Annotated in this window: 20 protein-coding genes, 1 riboswitch and 1 other annotated feature; of the genes, 9 read left to right on the top strand and 11 right to left on the bottom strand. The window is 66.4% G+C overall.

What is annotated here, in order from left to right; all coding sequences use genetic code 11:
- Nucleotides 1-168: 168 nt before the first annotated feature.
- Nucleotides 169-711: a hypothetical protein gene (locus GT748_RS00830; RefSeq protein WP_021660722.1), complete on the bottom strand. Its 543-nt coding sequence runs from the start codon at nt 709-711 to the stop codon at nt 169-171.
- Nucleotides 712-788: 77 nt separating this feature from the next.
- The gene (acpS, locus tag GT748_RS00825; RefSeq protein ID WP_044993089.1) at nt 789-1,142 is read right to left on the bottom strand and encodes a holo-ACP synthase; all 354 of its coding nucleotides are present in this window, start codon (nt 1,140-1,142) and stop codon (nt 789-791) included.
- Between the two features lie 192 nt (nt 1,143-1,334).
- Nucleotides 1,335-1,571 (top strand) — a binding site (T-box leader).
- 103 nt (nt 1,572-1,674) lie between these two features.
- On the opposite strand from acpS, the gene pheS reads away from it, so the two are divergent.
- The 6 genes from pheS (at nt 1,675) to GT748_RS00795 (ending at nt 10,509) form a co-directional block, all read left to right on the top strand.
- On the top strand, nt 1,675-2,688 hold the full coding sequence (gene pheS / locus GT748_RS00820) for a phenylalanine--tRNA ligase subunit alpha (RefSeq protein ID WP_021660720.1): 1,014 nt from the start codon (nt 1,675-1,677) through the stop codon (nt 2,686-2,688).
- A gap of 721 nt (nt 2,689-3,409) precedes the next feature.
- Nucleotides 3,410-5,785, top strand: coding sequence for a phenylalanine--tRNA ligase subunit beta (gene pheT / locus GT748_RS00815; protein ID WP_044993087.1), 2,376 nt, complete (start codon nt 3,410-3,412; stop codon nt 5,783-5,785).
- 76 nt (nt 5,786-5,861) lie between these two features.
- The gene (locus GT748_RS00810) at nt 5,862-6,107 is read left to right on the top strand and encodes an IreB family regulatory phosphoprotein (RefSeq protein WP_021660717.1); all 246 of its coding nucleotides are present in this window, start codon (nt 5,862-5,864) and stop codon (nt 6,105-6,107) included.
- A 160-nt stretch (nt 6,108-6,267) separates the two neighbouring features.
- Nucleotides 6,268-6,344: riboswitch (cyclic di-GMP riboswitch) on the top strand.
- A 46-nt stretch (nt 6,345-6,390) separates the two neighbouring features.
- Nucleotides 6,391-9,339: a leucine-rich repeat protein gene (locus tag GT748_RS00805; protein ID WP_161213376.1), complete on the top strand. Its 2,949-nt coding sequence runs from the start codon at nt 6,391-6,393 to the stop codon at nt 9,337-9,339.
- Nucleotides 9,340-9,469: 130 nt separating this feature from the next.
- Nucleotides 9,470-10,033 carry a bifunctional transcriptional activator/DNA repair enzyme AdaA gene (locus tag GT748_RS00800; RefSeq protein WP_161213377.1) on the top strand — a complete coding sequence of 188 codons (564 nt, stop codon included), beginning with the start codon at nt 9,470-9,472 and terminating at the stop codon, nt 10,031-10,033.
- The gene (locus GT748_RS00795; protein WP_021660714.1) at nt 10,030-10,509 is read left to right on the top strand and encodes a methylated-DNA--[protein]-cysteine S-methyltransferase; all 480 of its coding nucleotides are present in this window, start codon (nt 10,030-10,032) and stop codon (nt 10,507-10,509) included. Before GT748_RS00800 ends, GT748_RS00795 begins: the two co-directional genes overlap by 4 nt.
- A gap of 293 nt (nt 10,510-10,802) precedes the next feature.
- Here GT748_RS00795 and GT748_RS00790 read toward each other — a convergent pair whose 3' ends face one another.
- Nucleotides 10,803-11,324: a hypothetical protein gene (locus tag GT748_RS00790; RefSeq protein ID WP_021660712.1), complete on the bottom strand. Its 522-nt coding sequence runs from the start codon at nt 11,322-11,324 to the stop codon at nt 10,803-10,805.
- A 35-nt stretch (nt 11,325-11,359) separates the two neighbouring features.
- Nucleotides 11,360-11,518, bottom strand: coding sequence for a hypothetical protein (locus GT748_RS15120; RefSeq protein WP_186336292.1), 159 nt, complete (start codon nt 11,516-11,518; stop codon nt 11,360-11,362).
- Between the two features lie 288 nt (nt 11,519-11,806).
- On the opposite strand from GT748_RS15120, the gene GT748_RS00785 reads away from it, so the two are divergent.
- The 3 genes from GT748_RS00785 (at nt 11,807) to GT748_RS00775 (ending at nt 14,997) form a co-directional block, all read left to right on the top strand.
- Entirely contained in the window at nt 11,807-12,100 is a 294-nt protein-coding gene (locus GT748_RS00785; RefSeq protein ID WP_021660709.1) for a hypothetical protein, read from the top strand.
- Between the two features lie 87 nt (nt 12,101-12,187).
- Nucleotides 12,188-12,991: an alpha/beta hydrolase gene (locus GT748_RS00780; RefSeq protein WP_161213378.1), complete on the top strand. Its 804-nt coding sequence runs from the start codon at nt 12,188-12,190 to the stop codon at nt 12,989-12,991.
- 14 nt (nt 12,992-13,005) lie between these two features.
- Nucleotides 13,006-14,997 carry a fructose-bisphosphatase class III gene (locus GT748_RS00775; RefSeq protein ID WP_021660707.1) on the top strand — a complete coding sequence of 664 codons (1,992 nt, stop codon included), beginning with the start codon at nt 13,006-13,008 and terminating at the stop codon, nt 14,995-14,997.
- 254 nt (nt 14,998-15,251) lie between these two features.
- On the opposite strand, the gene GT748_RS00770 is transcribed toward GT748_RS00775, so the two are convergent.
- From GT748_RS00770 to GT748_RS00740, 7 genes are all read right to left on the bottom strand, one after another.
- A complete protein-coding gene (locus GT748_RS00770; protein ID WP_143161661.1) occupies nt 15,252-15,587 on the bottom strand; it encodes a hypothetical protein in 336 nt (111 codons plus the stop codon).
- Nucleotides 15,588-15,673: 86 nt separating this feature from the next.
- Nucleotides 15,674-16,903 carry a peptidase U32 family protein gene (locus GT748_RS00765; RefSeq protein ID WP_244273544.1) on the bottom strand — a complete coding sequence of 410 codons (1,230 nt, stop codon included), beginning with the start codon at nt 16,901-16,903 and terminating at the stop codon, nt 15,674-15,676.
- A 3-nt stretch (nt 16,904-16,906) separates the two neighbouring features.
- Complete coding sequence (gene mltG / locus GT748_RS00760; RefSeq protein ID WP_021658628.1) at nt 16,907-17,983, bottom strand: endolytic transglycosylase MltG; 1,077 nt, start codon at nt 17,981-17,983, stop codon at nt 16,907-16,909.
- Between the two features lie 21 nt (nt 17,984-18,004).
- On the bottom strand, nt 18,005-18,574 hold the full coding sequence (locus tag GT748_RS00755; protein WP_021658629.1) for a 5-formyltetrahydrofolate cyclo-ligase: 570 nt from the start codon (nt 18,572-18,574) through the stop codon (nt 18,005-18,007).
- Entirely contained in the window at nt 18,575-19,114 is a 540-nt protein-coding gene (locus tag GT748_RS00750; protein WP_021658630.1) for a DJ-1 family glyoxalase III, read from the bottom strand.
- A 51-nt stretch (nt 19,115-19,165) separates the two neighbouring features.
- Nucleotides 19,166-20,020 carry a GNAT family N-acetyltransferase gene (locus tag GT748_RS00745; protein WP_073261314.1) on the bottom strand — a complete coding sequence of 285 codons (855 nt, stop codon included), beginning with the start codon at nt 20,018-20,020 and terminating at the stop codon, nt 19,166-19,168.
- Entirely contained in the window at nt 20,020-20,910 is an 891-nt protein-coding gene (locus tag GT748_RS00740; RefSeq protein WP_021661484.1) for a DUF2156 domain-containing protein, read from the bottom strand. The genes GT748_RS00745 and GT748_RS00740 overlap by 1 nt, the downstream gene beginning before the upstream one ends.
- Between the last annotated feature and the right edge of the window lie 23 nt (nt 20,911-20,933).

The following is a 20,933-nucleotide window of genomic DNA, read 5'->3' as shown; positions in this document are numbered from 1 at the left end:
TTTGGAAGTGGCTTTGGTGTGGCCGCCGGACCGCCCTGCCGACCGCCCCTGAAGGGAGGGCGCAAAAAGAGGCGGGGAGCAGCCGGCCGACCGGCTTTTCCCCGCCTTTTTGCGTCTAAAAAATGGCCGCGAACCGGACCGGCGGCCCGGACAGAGGGGCTGCCCCCCTCACGAGACGGCCTTGAAGTTCTCCACCGCGATGCGGGTCTTGGCCCGCTCCCCCTCGCCGCCGTAGGTCATCTCCAGGGGGGCGAGGGTCTCCCCGTCAAAGGTGAGGGTGTAGGGGCCGTTTGCATCCTCCCCCCGCACGGTGATGCGGCCCTTTTTCTCGGTGACCTTGCAGTTTTGGGCCTTGAACAGGGTCTTGATGACATTGGCCACCGCCGTCCCCCGCATCGGTGCCCCGCCGGGGTTGATGCGCAGCCCCCCGTAGGTGAAGGAGAGGTCGGCGATGGTGATGATGCAGCCCAGCCCCTTGAGGGTCTCTGGGCTCTGCACCGTGAACTGGTAGGTGCCCTCCGCCGTCTTTTCCAGGTCGAGGGCGCAGGAAAAGCCCTCGCTCTCCACCGTCACATCGCAGGTAAAGGCCCCCTCAAAGGCGGTGGTGGGGTTTTTCACCCCCGCTCCCCCGTCCTTCTTGCAGCCGGCCAGCCCGCCCAGACAGCACAGCAGCGCCAGGGCGGCGGCCCACCCCCTCTTTGTCCGCGTCATCGCCTCTCCCGCCTTTCCCACAAACTGGTTCCCTCTACTTCTATGCAGAGAGGGGGCCGTTCATGTGCCGGGGCGGGCTAGAGCATCACCACAAAGGCCACGGCCTGGGTCCGGTCGTGACTGATGCTCACATCGATGGCCCCGCCCCCCGCCAGCGCCTGGGCGCGGGGGGAGAGGGAGAGCACCGGTTTGCCCCGGCGGTCCCGCAGCACCGAAATGTCCTGAAAGCCGACCCCGCGAAAGCCGGTGCCCAGGGCCTTGACAAAGGCCTCCTTGGCCGCCCAGATGCCGGCGGCCGTCTCGGCCGGGTGGCGGCGAGATGCCAGCAGCGCCCGCTCCCCCTCGGTGAAGCAGCGCGCCAAAAAGCGCGGATTTTCCAGGCAGCGGCGCACCCGCTCAATCTCGACGATGTCCACCCCACAGTGCAGCACGGCCAGTCCCCCTTTGCAACATCCATTTTGTTGATAATCCACTGAAACGTTGGCTTCCAGTAAACGGACTGCAAAGTACATTTACTGGAAACCGTCATCTACCTTCCCACTATACCAAATTCTGTCCGACTTTTCAAAAATTCGGCGGGCGGGGTGTTGAAACCGCCCAAAAAATGTGGTAGAGTAGGGGCAGTAAACGCAGTGACGAAGGAAAGTAACCGTCCACAGACCGCCTCACAGAGAGGGCCCGGCCGCTGAAAAGGGCCCGGGGCGGGCGGGCGGCGAAGTTCCCTTCCGAGCGGCCCCGCTGAACGGCTTGACTCAATAGGCGGGGACGGCAGGCCCCGTTACGGTTAAAAGAGTGTTTGCTCTATTGGCAAAAATCAGGGTGGTACCGCGGAAGCTGTTGACACGGCCTTCGTCCCTATAACAGGGGGCGAAGGCCGTTTTGTTTTCTCCCCCGTTCCCCGGCCGGGGCAGCGGCCAAAAAACGGGAGGGGCCCACGCCCCTCCGCAAAAAAGGAGTACAGAGATGAAAGAGGCACTGAAGAGGATCGAAGAGGAGGCGCTGGCCCAAATCGCCGCCGCCGAGGAGGGGCTTGACGAGCTGCGGGTCAAATACCTGGGCAAAAAGGGCGAGCTCACCGCCATCTTGAAGCAGATGGGCGGTCTCTCGGCCGAGGAGCGGCCGGTGGTCGGCCAGTTGGCCAACCGGGTGCGCGGCGGCATTGAGGAGGCCATCGCCCAGAAGACCGCCCAGCTGAAGGCCGAGAAGCTGGCCCGCCAGTTGGAGAGCGAGTCCCTGGACGTCACCATCCCCGGGCAGGCGCCCAAACTGGGCAAAAAACACCCCCTGACCCAGGTGCTCGACGACCTGACCGAAATCTTTTTGGGGATGGGCTTCTCGGTGGCCACCGGCCCCGAGGTGGAGTACGACTACTACAACTTCGAGGCCCTCAACCTCCCCCCCGACCACCCGGCCCGGGACACCCAGGACACCTTCTACATCACCGACAAGGTGCTGCTGCGCACCCAGACCTCCCCGGTGCAGGTGCGGGTGATGGAGCAGCAAAAGCCCCCCATCAAGATCATCGCCCCCGGGCGGGTCTACCGCTCCGACGCGGTGGACGCCACCCACGCCCCGGTCTTTCACCAGATCGAGGGGCTGGTGGTGGACAAAAACATCACCATGGCCGACCTAAAGGGCACCCTCAATACCTTCATCAAAAAGCTCTACGGGCCCGACACCGTCACCCGCTTTCGCCCCCACCACTTCCCCTTCACCGAGCCCTCGGCCGAGGTGGACACCCAGTGTTTCGCCTGCCACGGCAAGGGCTGCCGCCTCTGCAAGGGCGAGGGGTGGATCGAGCTGCTGGGCTGCGGGATGGTGCACCCCAAGGTGCTGGAAAACTGCGGCATCGACCCGGAGGAGTACTCTGGCTTCGCCTTCGGCATCGGTCTGGAGCGCATCGTCATGCGCCGCTACAACATCGACGACCTGCGGCTGTTCTCCGACAACGACCTGCGGTTTTTGAACCAGTTCTAGCCCCCACGAAAGGGGCTTCGTGCAAAGCGATCCTCGCTTTGCAGCCGCCCCTCTCGTGAACTCTCCCCAGCGGCAGACCGCGCTCACCGCACGGCCCGCCGAGAGGAGTTTCCTTGGCGGCAAAGCTGCCAAGGAAACAGAATTGAAATATTGGAGGATCGCCGGGTGCCCCAATATTGAAGAGACAGCGGCGGCGCTGCCGGAAAAACAGATGCGCGGCAGAGCCGCACAAAAGGAGCTGGCCGCCCGGGCGCATCGGATGCGCTGGCAGGGCTCTCGAGAAAGCTGGATACAAGCGCCGAGGGGCTGGCCGGTGCCCCGATGCCCCAGGGACAGCAGCGACGCTGGGAAGACGGGTGGACGGCGGGAGCGCCCGAGAACGGCCGGCTGCCGGGCGCACCAGATGCAGTGGCAGGGCCGCGAGAAAGCCGGATACAAATGCTGAAGGGCTGGCCGACACCCTGATACCCCAGGGACAGCAGCGCCGCTGCAAAGACAGGTGGGCGGCGGGAGCGCCCGGGAACGGCCGGCTGCCGGGCGCACCAGATGCACCGGCAGGGCTGCGAGAAAGCCGAATGCAAATACCGCAGGATTGACCGGTGCCCAATATCCTAGGGACAGCAGCCGCGCCACCTGGAAGACAGGTGGGCGGTCTCTCCGCCCCGCGCAAAAGGGGCGGCAACACCCCATTTTCTTACACAAACAGATGGAGGAATCGAGTATGAACCTTTCTTATAAATGGCTGCAGGACTACACCCCCTGCGACCTCGCACCCCGCGCCTACGCCGAGGCCATGAGCCTCTCCGGCTCCAAGGTCGAGGGCTGGTCCAGTCTGGCCGACGAAATCAAAAACGTGGTGGTGGGACAGGTGGTCTCCATCGCCCCCCACCCGCGCGCCGACAAACTGGTGGTCTGCCAGGTGGAGGTGGGCCGGGGCGAGCCCCTGCAGATCTGCACCGGAGCGGCCAACCTGAAACCCGGCGACAAGGTGCCGGTGGCCCTGCACGACAGCGATCTGCCCGGCGGGGTGCACATCCAGCGGGGCGAGCTGCGGGGCGAGATCTCCGACGGGATGATGTGCTCCTTTGCCGAACTGGGCCTCACCATCCACGACTGCCCGGACCAGCGCGAGGACGGCATCATGGTGCTGGAGCCCGACGCCGCCGTCGGCCAGGACATTGTGAAGGCGCTGGAGCTGGACGACCTGTCGGTGGAGTTCGAGATCACCTCCAACCGGCCCGACTGCCTCTCGATGATCGGCCTGGCGCGGGAGACCGCCGCCACCCTGAACCAACCCCTGCGCCTGCCCGCGCCCACCGTGGAGCGCGAGAGCGGCGACATCGCCGACTACCTGAAGGTGGACGTGGAGAGCGACCTCTGCCTGCGCTACGCCGCCCGGGTGATCAAAAATGTCAAGATCGGCCCCTCCCCCAAGTGGATGCGCGACCGGCTGCGGGTCTGCGGGGTGCGCCCCATCTCCAACATCGTCGACATCACCAACTACGTGATGCTGGAGTACGGCAACCCCATGCACGCCTTTGACTACGAGCGGGTCGCCGGGCACCACATCATCGTCCGCACCGCCAGAGAGGGCGAACACCTGGTCACCCTGGACGACGTGGACCGCACCCTCACCCCCGAAATGCTGGTCATCGCCGACGAGGCCGGCCCCTCGGTGGTCGCCGGCATCATGGGCGGCGAGCAGTCGGGCATCAGCGACGAGACCAACACCGTCATCTTCGAGGCCGCCTGCTTCTCGGGGCCCTCGGTCCGCCGCACCAGCAAGAAGCTGGGGCTGCGCAGCGAGAGCTCGGCCCGCTACGAGAAGGGGCTCGACCCCAACGCCTGCATGAGCGCCCTGATGCGCGCCTGCCAGCTGGTGGAAGAGCTGGGCTGCGGCGAGGTGGTCGGCGGGGTGATCGACTGCTACAAAAACCCGCTGAAACCCTGGAAGATCGCCCTGGACGAGGGCTACATGAACCGCTTTCTGGGCATCGACATCCCCCGCAGCGAGATGGAGGAGTACCTGACCCGCCTGGGCTTTGGCATCGACGGCGGCGACGTGGTGGTGCCCACATTCCGCGCCGACGTGGAGCACAAGGCCGACGTGGCCGAGGAGATCGCCCGCATCTACGGCTACGACAAGATCCCCGCCACCCTGGCCAAGACCGCCGACGAGGCCGAGCTGACCGAGGAGCAGAAATTCAAGCGCGCCGTGGGCGGCGCCCTGGTGGGGATGGGGCTCAATGAGATCATTACCTACACCTTCATCAGCCCCAAGTACTACGACAAGATCGACCTGCCCGCCGAGAGCCCCCTGCGCGACAGCGTCACCATCCGCAACCCCCTGGGCGAGGACACCAGCGTCATGCGCACCACCGCCATCCCCTCCATGTTGGAGGTGCTGGCCCGCAACTACGCCAACCGCAACCTCTGCTGCCAGATGTACGAGATCGCCACCGAATACCGCAAACAGGGCGGCCCCGACGACCTGCCTGACGAGAGCGAGGCCGTCCTCATCGGGATGTACGGCGGGGAGAGCGACTTCTACCGCCTCAAGGGGGTCGTGGAGAACCTGCTGGAGGCCACGGGGGTGAAGGACGCCTCCTTCCTGCCCGAGAAGGGCGACCCCACCTTCCACCCCGGCCGCTGCGCCAAGCTGCTGCTGGGCGGGGAAGAGGCGGGCACCCTGGGGGAGATCCACCCTCACGTGGCCCAGAACTACGGCATCAAGCAGAAGGTCTATCTGGCCCGCATCCCCCTGGCGGGGCTGCTGAAAAACGCCCGCAGGGAGATCAACTACCGGCCGCTGCCCAAGTTCCCCGCCACCACCCGCGATCTGGCCCTGGTCTGCGACGAGTCGGTGCTGGTGGGCGACATCTCCCGCGCCATCGCCGAGAGCGCCGGCAGCCTGCTGGAAGGGGTGGAGTTCTTCGACATCTACCGCGGCAAGCAGATCGGCGAGGGGAAAAAGAGCGTCGCCTACAAGCTGATCTTCCGCTCGGACAGCGAGACCCTCAAGGACGAGCACGCCGACGCGGCCGTGGAGCGGGTGCTGGGGGCGCTGGAGCCCCTGGGCATCACCCTGCGCAGCTAATATTTTCCAGAAGTGGACGGCATTTTTCTTGATTCTTGGGGCAGGATAGTGTATCCTACAAAGAGAGGTGATCGCTATGCAGGACAAAACCATGACCTTTTCGATTTATGAGGACAAGGAGGACGAGACCCGCCGCATCCTCACCCAGGTCTACGACGCCCTGAAACACAAGGGCTACAACCCCATCAACCAGATCGTGGGGTACATCCTGTCCGAGGACCCCACCTACATCACCACCTACGACAACGCCCGCAGTCTGGTGCGCAAGCTGGACCGCGACGAGCTGCTGCGCACCCTGGTCAAATCCTACCTGGGCGAATAGGCGCTCTGCCATCCAACATCCGTCTGTCGCCCCCGCCGGGGGCGGCGGTAAAGGGACGCGGACTCCCCCCTCGGGAGTTCGCGCCCCTTTTTTGTTTTCCTTGTCAAAGCCCTGACAAAGGTGTATCATAAAGGAGTCATAATTTCACACTTTATAAAGTGAACTAAACGGGCAAACATGCAGGGGTGCAAAGCCACAGGGTCTTCTTTCGCACAGGGACGACAGCCGGTTGCCGCATTCGGCCCTGCCGCGAGGACACTTGGCAAAAAGAGGGGGTTTTACTGTGAGATTTGCAAAGAGGCGGCGGGGGGCAGTCGCCCTTGTCTTGCTGGTGGCGCTGGCTGTCCTGTCCCTTTCCACCTGGGCGGAGGAGGCCCCCTACACCGGGGCGGTCTTCACCTGGGCGGAGGCGGGGGGCGGGGTCGCCGTCACCGGCTTTGACGACGGCTACCTCGCCTCCCTCACCGAGGCGCAGAGGGGGGACATTGCCATCATCATCCCCGAAACCATCGGCGGAAAGCCGGTGACCGCCATCGGCGATCTGGCCTTTTACAACAACACCCACCCCTCGTACAAGGACTGCCGGTTCACCTCGCTGGACCTCTCCCAGGCGACCCACCTGGTCCAGATCGGGGAGATGGCCTTTGACAGCCACAGCGAGCTCACCGGCCCGCTGGCCCTCCCCGCCTCGCTGGAGACCATCGGCAAACAGGCCTTTATGGGCTGCCGGTTCACCGGCTCCCTCGACCTGCCCGCCGCCCTCACCACCCTGGGGCAGGGGGCCTTCAAGTACAACACCGGTCTCACGGGGGTGCGCTTTCCCGCCGGGCTGACCACCATTGAAAACGCGGCCTTTTCGGGCTGCACCGGTCTGTCGGGGGAACTGGCCCTCCCAAAGTCCCTCAAGAAGATCGGCGCCCAGGCCTTTCAGTCCTGCAGCGCCCTCACCGGCACCCTGACCCTGCCCGAAGAGCTGACCTTCCTGGGCTCCCAGGCCTTTTACGGGACCAACGTTTCCACCGCCGTCCTCCCCCCAGACCCCACGGTCGTTCTGGAAAACGGCGGCACCGCCTTTCGCAACTGTGCCCGGCTGACCGCCCTCCTCTGCACCGAGGAAAACTACGCCGCTTACGCCAAGTCCCTCACCTATGCCGACGCCAAAAAGCTGCTGGGCTACCCGATAAGCGTCTCCTATGCCGACGGCTCGGCCCCCGCCCTTGAGCGGCTCTTCGGCCGCCCCCTCAACCTGGTCAAGGGCGCAGACGGCCACTGGGCGACGGACAGCGGCTTTGCCCTGCCGGCGGACGACGGCAGCACCGGCTACCTGACCCGGTGGAGTTTTGCCGAGGGGGGGAGCACCGTCTCCCCCGCCAGCGCGGTGAGCGGCGCCACCCTCTACCCCGTTCGCGGCTACGCCGACCCGGTGCTGACCCCCAGCGACAGCCGGGTCTCCAAGGTGTACGACGGCCAGCCCGTCGAGCTGAAAATCGATATCTCCCACCCCCTCAAGGGCGACAAGGTCTTTTTTTACTGCATGTGGACCAAGGTCCACAACTACCAAAAGGACAAAGACAGGTGGTCCACCGACAACTGCTGGACCGCCGTCGATGTGGCCGACAGCGCCCCCGGTGGCGGCGACTGGTACCAGGTGACCGTCTACGGCTACGACTACGCCACCAAGACCAACTTCTACAAGAGCCAGACCCACTACTTCTACCTCGACATCCAGCCGGCCGACGCCACCGTGCTGCCCGTCTGCGCCGGGGACGCCCCGCTGGAGTCCGGCCTTCCCTCCCTGGCTCTGGGCGAGGGGAGCACCCCCGGCGCCATCGCCTGGGAGGAGGGCCAGACCCCGGTGGCCGGCACCGCCAACTACCGCTGGACTTTTGAGCCCGACAGCGGCAATTACCGGGGCACCGGCGGCGAGGTGGCGCTGACCCTCCACCCGGCCCCGGCCATCGCCGTCGAGGCGGGGGTGGGCGGCGCCGTCAGCCGGGAGGGAGAGGGCCTCTGGGGGGAGGACGCGGTCTACCGCCTCACCCCCGCCCCCGGCTACCGGGTGGACACCGTTCTGGCGGACGGCGTCCCGGTGGCAGCGACAGGGCGCTACACCTTCCCCCAAATCAGCGGGCCCCACACCCTGCAGGTCACCTTTGCCCCCCTGTGGGCGGAGGAGGCCGAGGAGATGATCGGCACCCTGCCCCCGCTGGACGGCAATCTCGCCCCCGAAGAGCAGGCCGCGGCAGAGGAGGCCGTCCTCGCCGCCAAGGTGCACACCGAGGCCCTGAAAAAGGGCGGCACCGCGCTCTCCGCCGGGGCGCAGGACACCCTCAACGCCGCCCTGGCCCAGCTCTCCACCGTGGCGGTGGAGGGGCCGGATCACCCCGCCCTCACCCTAAACCGGCCCGCCGCCCTCCTCTCCAACATGAGCCAGGAGGAGGCGGCCGCCCTGCAGGCGGGGGAAATCAGCCACTACCGCCTCTCCCTGCAGCGCGGCAGCGCCGCCCCCGACGGCCGGGAGCAAGCGGCCATCGAGACCGCCGCCCAGGGGTACGTCCTGGCCGACCAGCACAGCCTCACCCTGCAAAAAATCATCACCCGGGGGGAAGACACCGAGGTGGTGCCGGTCGAACGGCTCGCCGCGCCCATCTCCCTCACCTTCACCCTTCCCCCCGCCCTGCAAGCGCCCGACGGCATCGCCCGGACACACGCCGTTCTGCGCACCCACCAGGCCCCCGACGGCAGTTGGTCGGCCGAGATCTTGGAGGATGTGGATGGCAGCGCCACCACCGTCACCGTGCTGACCGACCGCTTTTCCACCTACACCCTGATCTACCGGGACGAGGCGGTCGCCCCCAAGCGCTGCACCGTCCACTTTGCCGGGACCGGGCTGGCGGACACAGAGGCCGCCGCCGGCAGCCTGCTGCCCCAACCGGCGGATCCGACAAGGGAGGGGTACCGCTTTGGCGGCTGGTACCAGGACGAGGGCTGCACCCTCCCATGGGACTTTGCCGCCGACCGGGTGGAGGGGGAGCTCACCCTGTACCCCCGGTGGATCCCCCTGGAGGGGACACCGGATGGAGAAGTGCGCCCCGCCCCCTCGCCCGCTCCCACCCCTGACGAGGGCCTGCCGGCTGAGACCGGCGACGCCGGTCTCCCCCTGGCTGCGGGGGCGCTGGCCCTCCTCGCCGCGGGGGCGGTCGCCCTCTCCCGCGCCCGAAAGCGGCGGTAAACCTGCACCCGATGGCGGGGCCCTTTTGCGGCCCCGCCATTTTTTCTGCCCCGCCGAATTTCTTCCCGCCAAACAGGAAGATTTTTGGGCCGGAACATGGTACACTGAGAGGCAGAGAGGGGTGCGGCAGATGGACGACGAGGAGAGATGGCGGGCAGTGCGGGACTGCGACCCCGCCTGGGACGGGCGCTTTTTCTACGGGGTGAAAACCACCGGCATCTACTGCCGCCCCTCCTGCCGCTCCCGCCTGCCCGACCGGCAGAACATCCGCTACTTTCCCAGTGCCAAAGCCGCCGAGGAGGCCGGATTCCGCCCCTGCAAGCGCTGCCGCCCCGACCTGGCCGCCTACCGGCCGGAGGAGGAGTTGGCGCGGGCCGCCGCCGGGTGGCTGGAGGAGCACCTCTCCCAGCCCGACGCGCTGCGCACGCTGCCGGGGGCCCTGGGGGTAAACGGCGACCACCTGCGGGCCCTCTTTCGCCGCCAGTGGGGCGAGACCCCCGCCGCCTTTCTGACCCGCCGCCGGGTGGAGTCGGCCTGCCGGGCCCTGAAAGAGGGGGACGCGCCCGTTTTACAGATTTCCCAGGCGGTGGGCTTTGCCAGCCTGTCGGCCTTTTACGCCGCTTTCCGGCGGCAGGTCGGCCTGTCGCCGGGGCAGTACCGCCGAAAGGCGTTGTCAAAGGAGAGGTGTCTATGAAGACCATCTGTTGGAGAGAGAGCCCCATCGGCCCCCTGGGGGTGGGGGAGGAGGACGGCGCCATCACCCTGATCCTCTTTGCGGGGCAGCAGCCCCCCGAGGGCTACCGCGAGGGGGAGAGCCCCCTGCTGGAGGAGGCCTGGGCGCAGTTGGAGCGCTATTTCGCAGGCGAGCTGCGGCAGTTCTCCCTCCCCCTGGCCCCGGCCGGGACCCCCTTTCAGCAGGCGGTCTGGCGGGCGCTGGAGGAGATCCCCTACGGCGAGACCCGCAGCTACGGGGAGATCGCCGGCCGGGTGGGCAGGCCCAAGGCCAGCCGGGCGGTAGGGGCGGCCAACCACCGCAACCCCATCCCCATCGTCATCCCCTGTCACCGGGTCATCGGCGCGGGGGGGACCCTCACCGGATACGGCGGCGGGCTGGACAGAAAGCGGCTGCTGCTGGACTTGGAGCGGCAAAACCGCCCCCAAAAGGGCTGAGCCGCCTGCCCCCTCCCTTGCCCCCTTGCGCCCTTGCCCTCCCCCCTCGTCCTGTCCGGCAAGCCCTCCCCTGTTGTGAAAGCGCGTTGCCATTGCGCGGGAGGGGCGGTCCTTCCCCAAAATGGCCGGACAAATAAAGGGACGGGCGCGACTTTTACAAGTCGCGCCTGTCTCTTTGTTGCCTGTCCTTATATGCTGGAAATGCCCAATGGCAATGGGGGGTAGAGACCGGCTTATTGGGCGGTGGGCCATTCGGCCCAACAAAAGCGTCATTTTTACAGGCCCCTCCTGCGCTAGTTCTTCTCTATGACCCTGCTACTGAACTGCTCTGTGAAATCCTTTGCGTTCTTCCAATCATCCATTTCCACCTGGGTGATCCTCTCCAACGCCATGCAGCAGATATACTCATAGAGGCCTTGATGCGGGCTCTTGTACAGGATCAAGTACAGCGGTTTTGCCGCTGCGTTCCCCATCTCTAAGACTTCTTGAAACTGCTCGCTCTCCAATGTGTAGGTGTACCAACCGGCGCCAAAAGCAAATTCCGGGTCTTCTCTTTCCCTTTTCTCTATTTCGCCGGTCAACTCCTGCAACAGAGCAGCCACCCGTTCCAAGACTGCTGTGTCTACGGCCCCCATCAGCTTTTCTTCGTCTACGCCATCTGCTGAAATCTCGTCCCAAGTGATTTCAGTTGACCCGCTGCTGCTGTTTTCCCCTGGGCTGCTGCCGTTGCCCATATCCCCTTTATTGCCGTTTTGACACCCTGTAAAATGGAACATTATCACGCATGACAGTATAAAGGCCAATGTTTTCTTCATCTATTTTTCCTCGACAAATGCCGGCTGGGGGTTGGCTATTTCCCATCGCCGTGCTTTTTTTGCTGTCCGACGATCACCATGACGGCCGCAAAAAAGCACAGGGCCGCGGCGCCCCATGCCGCGGGATGCCCCATCAGCCCGGCCACACAAAAGCAGACCGCCACGATGAGCAGGACCCAATAAAATCCTTTCATACCTGTCTCCCCCTCCCACTGTTCCCGTGCGCCCTCTCTGCCTAAAAGGAACCCTTTTTTCATGATACCTGACAGACCTGTTTTTTTCAAGGCAATTTGGCGGGAGCGACAGAACTTCGCTGTTGAGGCACCCGCCCGCGACAGGAACCGACAGCCCCTTCCCTTTACAAACCCGCAGGGCGATGGTATACTGATAAAAAGTACCCAATAGGGAGTTGTGCGGCAACGCGGGGAGGGCTCTCCGCGTTGCCTATCTCTAGTGAAGAACAAATAAAGGAGGTCACCGGGATGGCACAGGTGCAAACGGCGCTGAAATACCAGGGGAAACCCCTCGCCCGCTGCGGCGACGAGCTGTATTTCGGCAGCATGGACGATAAATACATCGTGTATATGCAGATCTTGAGCAAGCAGACCTACCAGGGCGAGGAGATGGCCGACAAGGTGCGGCTCTCCCTCATGCTCACCGACACCAACCTCTCCCCCATCGAGCGCATCATCAAGAGCAGCGAGAAGAAGGGGCTGTGGGGGGCGCTGGAAATCGCCAATATCTGGCTGGAGCGCGCGAACGCAGAAGAAAAGTAGATCGAGTTTGCAAAAAGGCAGGGGACATCATCGTCCTCTGCCTTTTGTGCAACTATCTCCCCGACCAAACGGGAAGGAGTGTTCCATATGTCCCTGTTTCACTGTCATTTTTTCTCCAAGGTGTTGCAGACCCCCACCGAGCTGACCGTCTGCCTCCCCTCGCCCCCCGACTACGTCTGCAAGGAGACCCCCATCGACCAGCTCTACGCCCCGGTGCAGGACAGGCTGCCGGTGTTGACCCTGCTGCACGGTCTCTCGGGGGACTGCACCAGTTGGCTGCGCGAGTCCAGCGTTGAGCGCTATGCCGCCGAGGCGGGGGTGACCCTCGTCATGCCCTCGGCCCAGAACAGCTTTTACAGCGACCTCTCCCCCGCCGGACCCTACTTCACCTACATCGCCGAGGAGGTGCCCCGCTTCTGCCGCGCCTCCTTCGGCCTCTCCACCCGGCGGGAGCAGAATTTCATTGCCGGGCTCTCCATGGGCGGGTACGGCGCGGCCAAGCTGGCCCTCACCCTGCCCGAGCGCTACGCCGCCTTCGCCAGCCTCTCGGGGGCGCTGGACGCGGCGGCCCTGGCCGGCCAGTGGAAGGACGACCCCGCCTTTGCCAAAATCGCCGCCGCCTTTGGCGAACTGGACCAGGTGGCGGGGAGCGAGCACGACCTCCACGCCCTGGCCCAGGGGCTGGCCGAGAGCGACGCCCCCCTGCCTGCCGCCTACCTCTGCTGCGGGACCGAGGACTTTCTCTACCCCTACACCCCCGCCTTTGCCGACTTTCTGGGGGCCCTGGGCTTTGACGTGACCGAGGAGGAGGGGCCCGGCGTCCACGACTGGGCCTTCTGGGACGAGTTCATCCAAAAGGTGCTGGCCTGGCTGCCCCTCCCCCGGCTGTAAAGGGGGGCCGCGCTGTGAACATCACCCGCCGCCAGGTGCTGGACGACCTGCGTTTTTTAAAGGTGCTGGCCCGCCAGTACCCCACCATCCAGTCGGCCTCTACCGAGATCATCAACCTGCAGGCCATCCTCAACCTGCCCAAGGGGACCGAGCACTTTATGAGCGACCTGCACGGGGAGTACGAGGCCTTTTTGCACATCATGGGCAACGCCTCCGGCGCCATCCGCGAAAAGGTGGACCTGCTCTACCAGAACACCCTCTCCCAGGCCCAGCGGGCGGCCCTGGCCACCCTCATCTACTACCCGGAACAAAAGCTCAAAGAGGTCAAAGAGGAGACCCCGCAGGAGGAGTTGGGCGAGTGGTACCGCCTCACCCTGGGGCGGCTGGTGGAGGTCTGCCGGCTGGTGGCCTCCAAGTACACCCGCTCCAAGGTGCGCAAGGCCCTGCCGCCCGACTTTGAGTACATCATCGACGAGCTGCTGCACACCACCTACGACGAGCGCAACAAGGGCCGCTACTACGAAAACATCATCGCCACCATCATTGAGATCGAGCGGGGGGACGCCTTTATCGCCGCCCTCTGCGGCACCATCAAGCGGCTGGTCGTCGACCGGCTGCACATCGTGGGGGACATCTACGACCGGGGCCCCCGGGCCGACATCGTCATGGACTCGCTGATGGCCCACCACTGCGTGGACATCCAGTGGGGCAACCACGACGTCCTCTGGATGGGGGCCGCCGCCGGCAGCCGCACCTGCATCGCCAACGTCCTCAACAACTCCATCACCTACAACAACCTGGAGGTGGTGGAGAACGGCTACGGCATCAGCCTGCGGCCCCTGGCCCTCTTCGCCGCCGAGACCTACGGCGGCCGGGACATGGCCGCCTTCCTCCCCAAGGGGGAGGCCACCCGCGGCTACAGCCCCAAGGACATCCACCGGGTGGCCTGCATGCACAAGGCCATCGCCGTCATCCAGTTCAAGCTGGAGGGGCAGATCATCCTGCGCAACCCCGGCTTTTTGATGGGGGAGCGGATGCTGCTGCACAAGATCGACCGGGAGCGGGGCACCGTCCGCCTGGACGGGCGGAACGTCCCCCTCAAGGACACCGACTTCCCCACCGTCGACCCCGCCGACCCCTACGCCCTGAGCGAGGAGGAAGCCCGGGTGATGGAACAGCTGAAATTCTCCTTTTTGCAGAGCGAGAAGTTGCAGCGCCACGTCCGGTTCCTCTACGCCAAGGGCGGGCTCTACAAGTGCTTCAACGACAACCTGCTCCTCCACGGCTGCGTCCCCCTGCGAGAGGACGGCAGCTTCCTCCCCTTCTCCTGCGAGGGGGAGGAGCTGGCGGGCCGGGCCTTTCTCGACTACGCCGAGGGGGTGGCCCGCCAGGGCTACTACGCCCAGCCCCACTCCCCCCAGCGCCAGCAGGGGAAGGACTACCTCTGGTACCTGTGGTGCGGCAAGAACTCCCCCCTCTTTGGGCGGGAGCGCATCGCCACCTTCGAGCGGCTGCTCTGCGACGACGAGCGCACCTGGGAGGAGCCCAAGAACCCCTACTACCTCCTCTACGAGCGGCCGGACATCTGCGAGAAGATCCTGCGGGAATTCGGTCTGGGGGGGCCGGGCAGCCACATCGTCAACGGCCACGTGCCGGTGCGGACCAAGGACGGGGAGAACCCGGTCAAGGCCGGGGGGAAGCTCATCGTCATCGACGGCGGCTTCTGCCAGGCCTACCAGCCCAAGACCGGCATCGCCGGATACACCCTCATCTACAACTCCTACGGGCTGCGCATCGTCTCCCACAGCCCCTTTGAGGGGGTGAAGGAGGCCATCCGCCAGGACCGGGACATCCTCTCCACCACCGTCCTCACCCAGGCCACCGAGCACCGCATCCAGGTGGGGGAGACCGACGTGGGGCAGGAGATCCGCGAGAACATCGACGGCCTGCGCAAGCTGCTGGCCGCCTACCGGATGGGGCTCATCAAACAGGACCACTCCCACTGAAATCCGCAGTCGGGACTGCCGGTGGAACGGGGGGCGCGGGGCCTCCCCCTGCGGGGGGCGGCGGGGCGGGTCACATGCGCCGACGGCAGGCCGGGAGCGGGACGCGCGCCGTCCGCAGCCCGCTCCCCCCTTCCCGCCTTCGGCCCCCTTTGGTGCAGAGAGAGCGATGGTGGCTCCCCCGGCAACACGGGGGCGCGGGCACCGCAAAAAAGCGCTGTGAGAAACGGTTTCTCACAGCGCTTTCTCTTTTTTATCTATCCGCCTACCCGCCCCCGGGCTGCCGCGCCCGCAGGGCCGTGGCCAGCCCCCCAGAGGGAGGCCGACGCCGAGACCAGCCAGAGGACGAAGGGGGCGGGGCTTGCGTAGAGGGGCAGGGGAAGGGGGGCGGCAGGGACAGCCGGCGACCAGCCCAGAAGGGCGAGCTGCACCCAGGCCCACTCCCCCCGCAGCCGCCCGCAGCCCGTGGCCGCCAGCACCTGCAAAAAGGGGAGGGCTGCCGCCGGGGAGAGCCGGAGCAGCGTTCCCGCCAGAGCGGCCCCACATCGTGCGCCCACGGTCTCGGGATAGGTCTGCTGCCTCCGCCGCACCACACACACACTGCCCAGCAAGGGCGGGGGGCCGGCCAGCAAAAACAGCCGCCAAGCCGTCCGCTTCCCCTCTTTTTCTCCCCTCTATCCTACCGGCGAGGGGCCCCTTCCAGCCGCCGTCGGAGGATCGCCCCCCGGGGGGCGGGCTCCTGGCAGCGCAGAGAGAAGGCCATGTGGGGGTGGACGGCCTCGCGGATGGGCTCCCCCGCGCCGTCGCGCAGGTCGGCCACCGGCAGGGCCAGCGGGGCCCGGCCGGGGAGGAGGAGTTCCAGCTCCTCCCCCTCCCGCAGCCGGTTTTTCATCCGGCACCAGAGGCGGCCGTCCGCCCAGCGCTCGGCCACAGCCGCCACCTGGCAGCTCTGCAGGTACTGCCCGCTCTCGGTGAACTGGCGGGGCTGGCCGAAGTAGAAGCCGGTGGTGTAGGGCCGGTGGCTCACCGCCTCGGTCTCCCCCACCAGCCAGTCGGGGCAGGGCTCGTCCGGCGCGGCGGCCCAGCGGTCGATAGCGATGCGGTAGGCGTTGGTGACGGCCGCCGCGTAGTAGACCGACTTGGCCCGCCCCTCGATCTTGAAGCTGCCCACCCCGGCGGCCGCCAGCGCGCCGATGTGCTCGATCATCCGCAGGTCGCCGGCGTTGAGGAGGTAGCTCCCCTGGCCGGGGATCTCGCCAATCTCGTGGTAGACCCCGGGGGCGCTCTCCTCCTCCAGCCGGTAGCGCCAGCGGCAGGGCTGGGCGCAGTCCCCCCGATTGGGATCCCGGCCGGCCAGGTACTGGGAGAGGAGGCACCGCCCGGACACCGACATGCACATGGCCCCGTGGACAAAGGCCTCCAGTTCCAGTTGGGGCGGGGTCTCCCGGCGGATGGAGGCGATCTCCTCCAGCGAGAGCTCCCGGGCCAGCACCACCCGGCTGGCTCCCATTTTATAGAGGGCGGTGGCGGTGGCCGCGTTGACCACCCCCAACTGGGTGGAGACGTGCAGCGCCACCTGGGGCGCCGCCTGCCGGGCGGCCTCCATCACCCCCAGGTCGGCGATGATGAAGGCGTCCACCCCGGCCTCCGCCGCATCGGCCAGAAAGGCGGGCAGGGCGGCCAGCTCTCCCTGCCGGGGGAGGGTGTTGCAGGTCAGGTAGACCTTGACCCCCTTTTGGTGGGCCAGGGCCACCGCCCGCCGCAGCCCGTCGGGGGAGAAGTTCTCCGGCCCGGCCCGCATGCCAAAGCGCCGGCCGCCCAGGTAGACGGCGTCCGCCCCGTAGAGGAGGGCGGCCTCCAACCGCTCCTCATCCCCGGCGGGGGCCAGCAGTTCCGGTTTTTTCAGCACCGCCTACTTCCCCCGGGTCGCGTCGGCCTGGGCCACGTTCTTCTGGTGCTCGGGATAGGTCTTGGCGTAGAGGTAGTTGTTGTCGGCGTCGGTGACAAAGTAGTAGTAGTCGTGGCTGGCCGGCCAGAGGGCGGCTTCCAGGGCGGCCTTGCCCGGGCAGGCCACCGGGCCGATGGGCAGGCCGGTGACCGTGTAGGTGTTGTAGGCCTCCGACTGCTCCTCGGTATAGGGGATGCCGTAGGCGTCGTAGGCCCGCAAAAAGACGATGGTCACGTCCGACTGGAGCATGGGCAGGCTGCTGCCGGCGGCCAGCCGGTTGTGAAACACCCCGGAGACCTGCTTCATGTCCTCGTTGGTGAAGGACTCCTTCTGGATGATGGAGGCCAGGGTCACCGTCTCCTCCAAACTCATCCCCAACTCGTCCATCCGCGCCCGCATCTCGGCGGTGATCTGGCTGTCGAAGTGGGCCAGCATGGTCTGGGCCACGGCGGCCGGGTCGCTCCCCTTTTCAAACTGGTAGGTGTCGGGGAAGCAGTAGCCCTCCATCTTCAAGATCTTCAGGGGGGAGTCGCTCACCTCCGCCTCGAAGGAGCCCTCGAACCGGCCGGTCTGCAGGGCCTGCAGAAAGTCGTCCCCCTTGCAGACCCCCGCCTCTTCCAGGGCGGCGGCGATCTGGGGCAGGCTGTACCCCTCGGGGATGGTGACGGTGGCCACATTCTCGTTGATCGCCGTCTGCTGGAGGGCGGCGATGACGTCTTTATAGGCCGCCTTTTTGGGCAGCTCGTGGTTGCCGAACTGGTAGGTGCCGTCGCCCCCGTTCAACTTGGAGTAGAGGCGAAAGAGGGTCTTGCTGCCGATGACCCCCTCCTCTTTGAGGGCCGAGGCGATGGCCGCCGTCGAGACCCCCTTCTCCACCGTCACCGTCACCAGTTGGCTGTCGTCGCCCCCCCAGCCGCCGATCTCCGACGCGGCGTAGAGGCCCAGCCCCCCGGCGATGAGCAGCAGCGCTGCCAGGGCGATCGCCACAATCAGCAGGGTCTTTTTCTTCTTTCCGGCGGTTTGCTTGTTCAGGTGTTCCATGCGCTTTCTCCTATCGGGCGGCTATCGCTCTGCCGCGTACTCTCCCCTCTCGGTGAGGAGGATGTCCACCGGCTGATCCCAGGGATCAACCTCAATCTCGTCCAGCAGGCAGGCCTCGTAGCACAGGCCGACCTTGAGCCCGGGGTAGTTCTTCAGGTATCGGTCGTAGTAGCCCCCGCCGTAGCCCACCCGGTGGCCCCGGCGGTCAAAGGCCAGCCCGGGCACCAGGATGGGCAGCGCCATCCGCTTGTCCAACACGGAGGAGCCGGTGGGTTCCAGGATGCCGTAGGGGCCTTTGGCAAGCTGCCGCGACCCCTCAAAGCGGGCCATCCGCATCTTCCCCGCGGGGCTGGTCTGGGGCAGGTAGACCCGCTTTCCCTCGGCCAACAGCCGGCGCATGATCCGCCGGGTGTCCACCTCCTGCGGGAGGGAGTAGTAGAGGGCGGCGCCCCGTTCATCCCCGCCCGCCCCCTCGAAAAAGCCCCGGGCAATGGCGGTGTCCATCTTGTTTTTGGGCCCTGACCGCAGCCCCTGGCGGTAGCTGCGGGCCAGCTCCCTGGCCTCCTTTTTAGAGACCGCCTTCTCGGCCACTCAAATCGCCATAGAGGCTTTGACCGCCTCCATGGCCTCTCTGCCGCAGAGCTGTTCCACCAGCGCCAGGCCGAACTCCACCGCCACCCCGGCGCCCCGGCCGGTGGTGAAGCGGCCGTCCCGGCAGACGGCCTCGCCGGTGCAGACGGCCTTTCCCAACTGGTCCTGAAAACCGGGGTTGGCGGTGGCCCTGCGGCCGTCCAGCAGCCCCCGGTGCCCCAGGATGGAGGGGGCGGCGCAGATGGCGGCGATGGGGATCTCCCGCTCCAGGCAGAAGTCGATCGCCCCCTGCACCACCGGGCTCTTCTCCAAGTTGAGGGTGCCGGGCAGCCCGCCGGGGAGGACGATCATCTCCAGCTCCTCCCCCGGGGAGAAGGCGCTGTCGGCCAGGTCGCAGCGCACCGTCACCCCGTGGGAACTGGTGATCTCCCGGCCGCCGATGCCCACGGTCCGCACCTCTTTTTTGGCGCGCCGCAGGGCGTCCACCGGGGCCAGGGCCTCGGTCTGTTCAAATCCCTCTGCCAAAAATACTGCTATCATCGCGCGAAACCTCCATTCTCGCCCCCCAAAAGGGGGGCGTTTCCCCGCCGGTCAGTCGTAGAGGAGACCGGCGTAACAGCTCTCTGTCTTCGCCCCCAACAGCCAGTCGGGGGCGCTGGGCGCCGGCCGCAGTTGGGCAAAGCGCCCGACCTCCCCCCGGCCGGCAAAGAGGGGGGAGTACACCGGCAGCACCAGCCGGGCCCGGGCGGCCCCCGTCCGGGCGAACAGGGCGGCAAGGGCGGCAAAGGCGCTCCCGTCGTCGGGGGCGGCCAGCTCCTTGACGGCCAGCTCCTCCCCGTCTCTCTGGTAGAGCAGGTGCCCGCCGGCAAAACCCAGGGCGTCGCCCCCCCAGAAGCGGCAGTCGGCCACTGCGTGGCGAAGGCCCGCCGGGCCGTGGGCCAGGTAGCCGCCGGCCAGAAAGGCCGCCTCCCGCCGGTCTGCCAGCGCCTCCGGCGAGAGGGGGGTCAAGGGGCAGCCCGCCCCCGGGCACTCGCCCCGCGCCACCGTCAGCCGCCGCAGACCGCCCCACTCCCGGTAGCCGCGGGCCCCGTAGAAGGAAAAGAGGGAGGGCTCCCCCGGCACCAGGGCGATGCCCGCCCGCCCGCCGGTCTCCCGGCGGTAGACCTCCTCCAGCATCCGGGACATGATCCCCTCCCCCTGCCGCTGGGGCAGGGTGGCCGCCGCGTAGAGGTACCAGAGGGGGACCCGCTCACCGCCCCGGCGGTACTCCACCGGCAGCAGGAAAAGGGCGGCGGCGGGGCCCGCCTCGTCCTGCCAGAGGTAGGGGCGGCAGCTCTCCCGCCAATTTTGCCAAAAGAGGCGGACATACTCCTCCCCGTCGCCAAAGCCCGCCCGCCAGATCGCACAGAGGGACGCGAAGTCCCCCGGCCCTGCCAGGCGGAGCATCAGTCCGCCACCCGGGCGATGAACTTCTCCACCATGCACTCGGGGTGGTAGGAGAGCTTGGCCTTGCGCAGCCCCTCCTCGCCCAGGTCCTCCTCCCGGTTGATGTAGGTGTAGCCCCCGCAGAGGTTGCGGGCGAACTCCCGGTTGATGATGGGGTAGGCCCCCCGGTAGTCGGAGAAGGCCTTCTCCACGTGCACGTCCACCATGGTGTCGTTGAGGGCGTGGCCGAAGCTGTAAGCCACCACCCGGTCGTCCACCCGGATCAGCCCACCGAAGAGACCCAGCTTGTCCCAGTGGGCAAAGGCCTTTTTCACCGCGCAGTACTCGATCTGCAGGCTCTCGCTCTGGGTGCAGCCGTTCTGGCGGCACCACTCCTCGTTCATGGCCAGGCAGTCGGCCATGTTGTCCTCGTCGATGATCTCAAAACGCCAGTTGTAATTTTGCTCGAAGTAGGAGATGTGGTTGCGCTTGGAGTGGTACTTTTTCCCCGAAAGGGTGGCCAACTTCTCCTGTAAGTAGACGTAGTCGTAGAAGTCCCGGTTGTACTCCAACCGCACCCGGTCGCCGAAATGGCCGGTGAGCAGCGCCGCCTGTTTGGGGCCCGCGCCGCCGATGGTCAGCTGTTTGCCGAGGGCGTCGGCGTCGGCCTTGCAGGCCGCGTACCACACCCCCACGTCCACCGCGCCGGCGGGGAACATGTAGTTGACCGTCTCCCCCTCCACACTGCGGGCGAGAAACATCCCCTCGTACTCGGTGAACTGGATGCCGTACCCCTCCCACCACATGAACATGTTGCTGAAGGTGTACTCATCGCTGGTGTACTGGCTCTGGTCCAGCAGGGGCTGGACCCATTTTCGGTCTTCGATCTCCGGCGTTTTAAATGACAACATACAATTTTTAACTCCTTTTTTTG

Source organism: Bittarella massiliensis (ex Durand et al. 2017) (assembly GCF_009876955.1).
Taxonomy (GTDB): domain Bacteria; phylum Bacillota; class Clostridia; order Oscillospirales; family Ruminococcaceae; genus Bittarella; species Bittarella massiliensis.
Note: the sequence above shows the minus strand (reverse complement) of the source record. Positions and strands in the feature narration are given on the sequence as shown.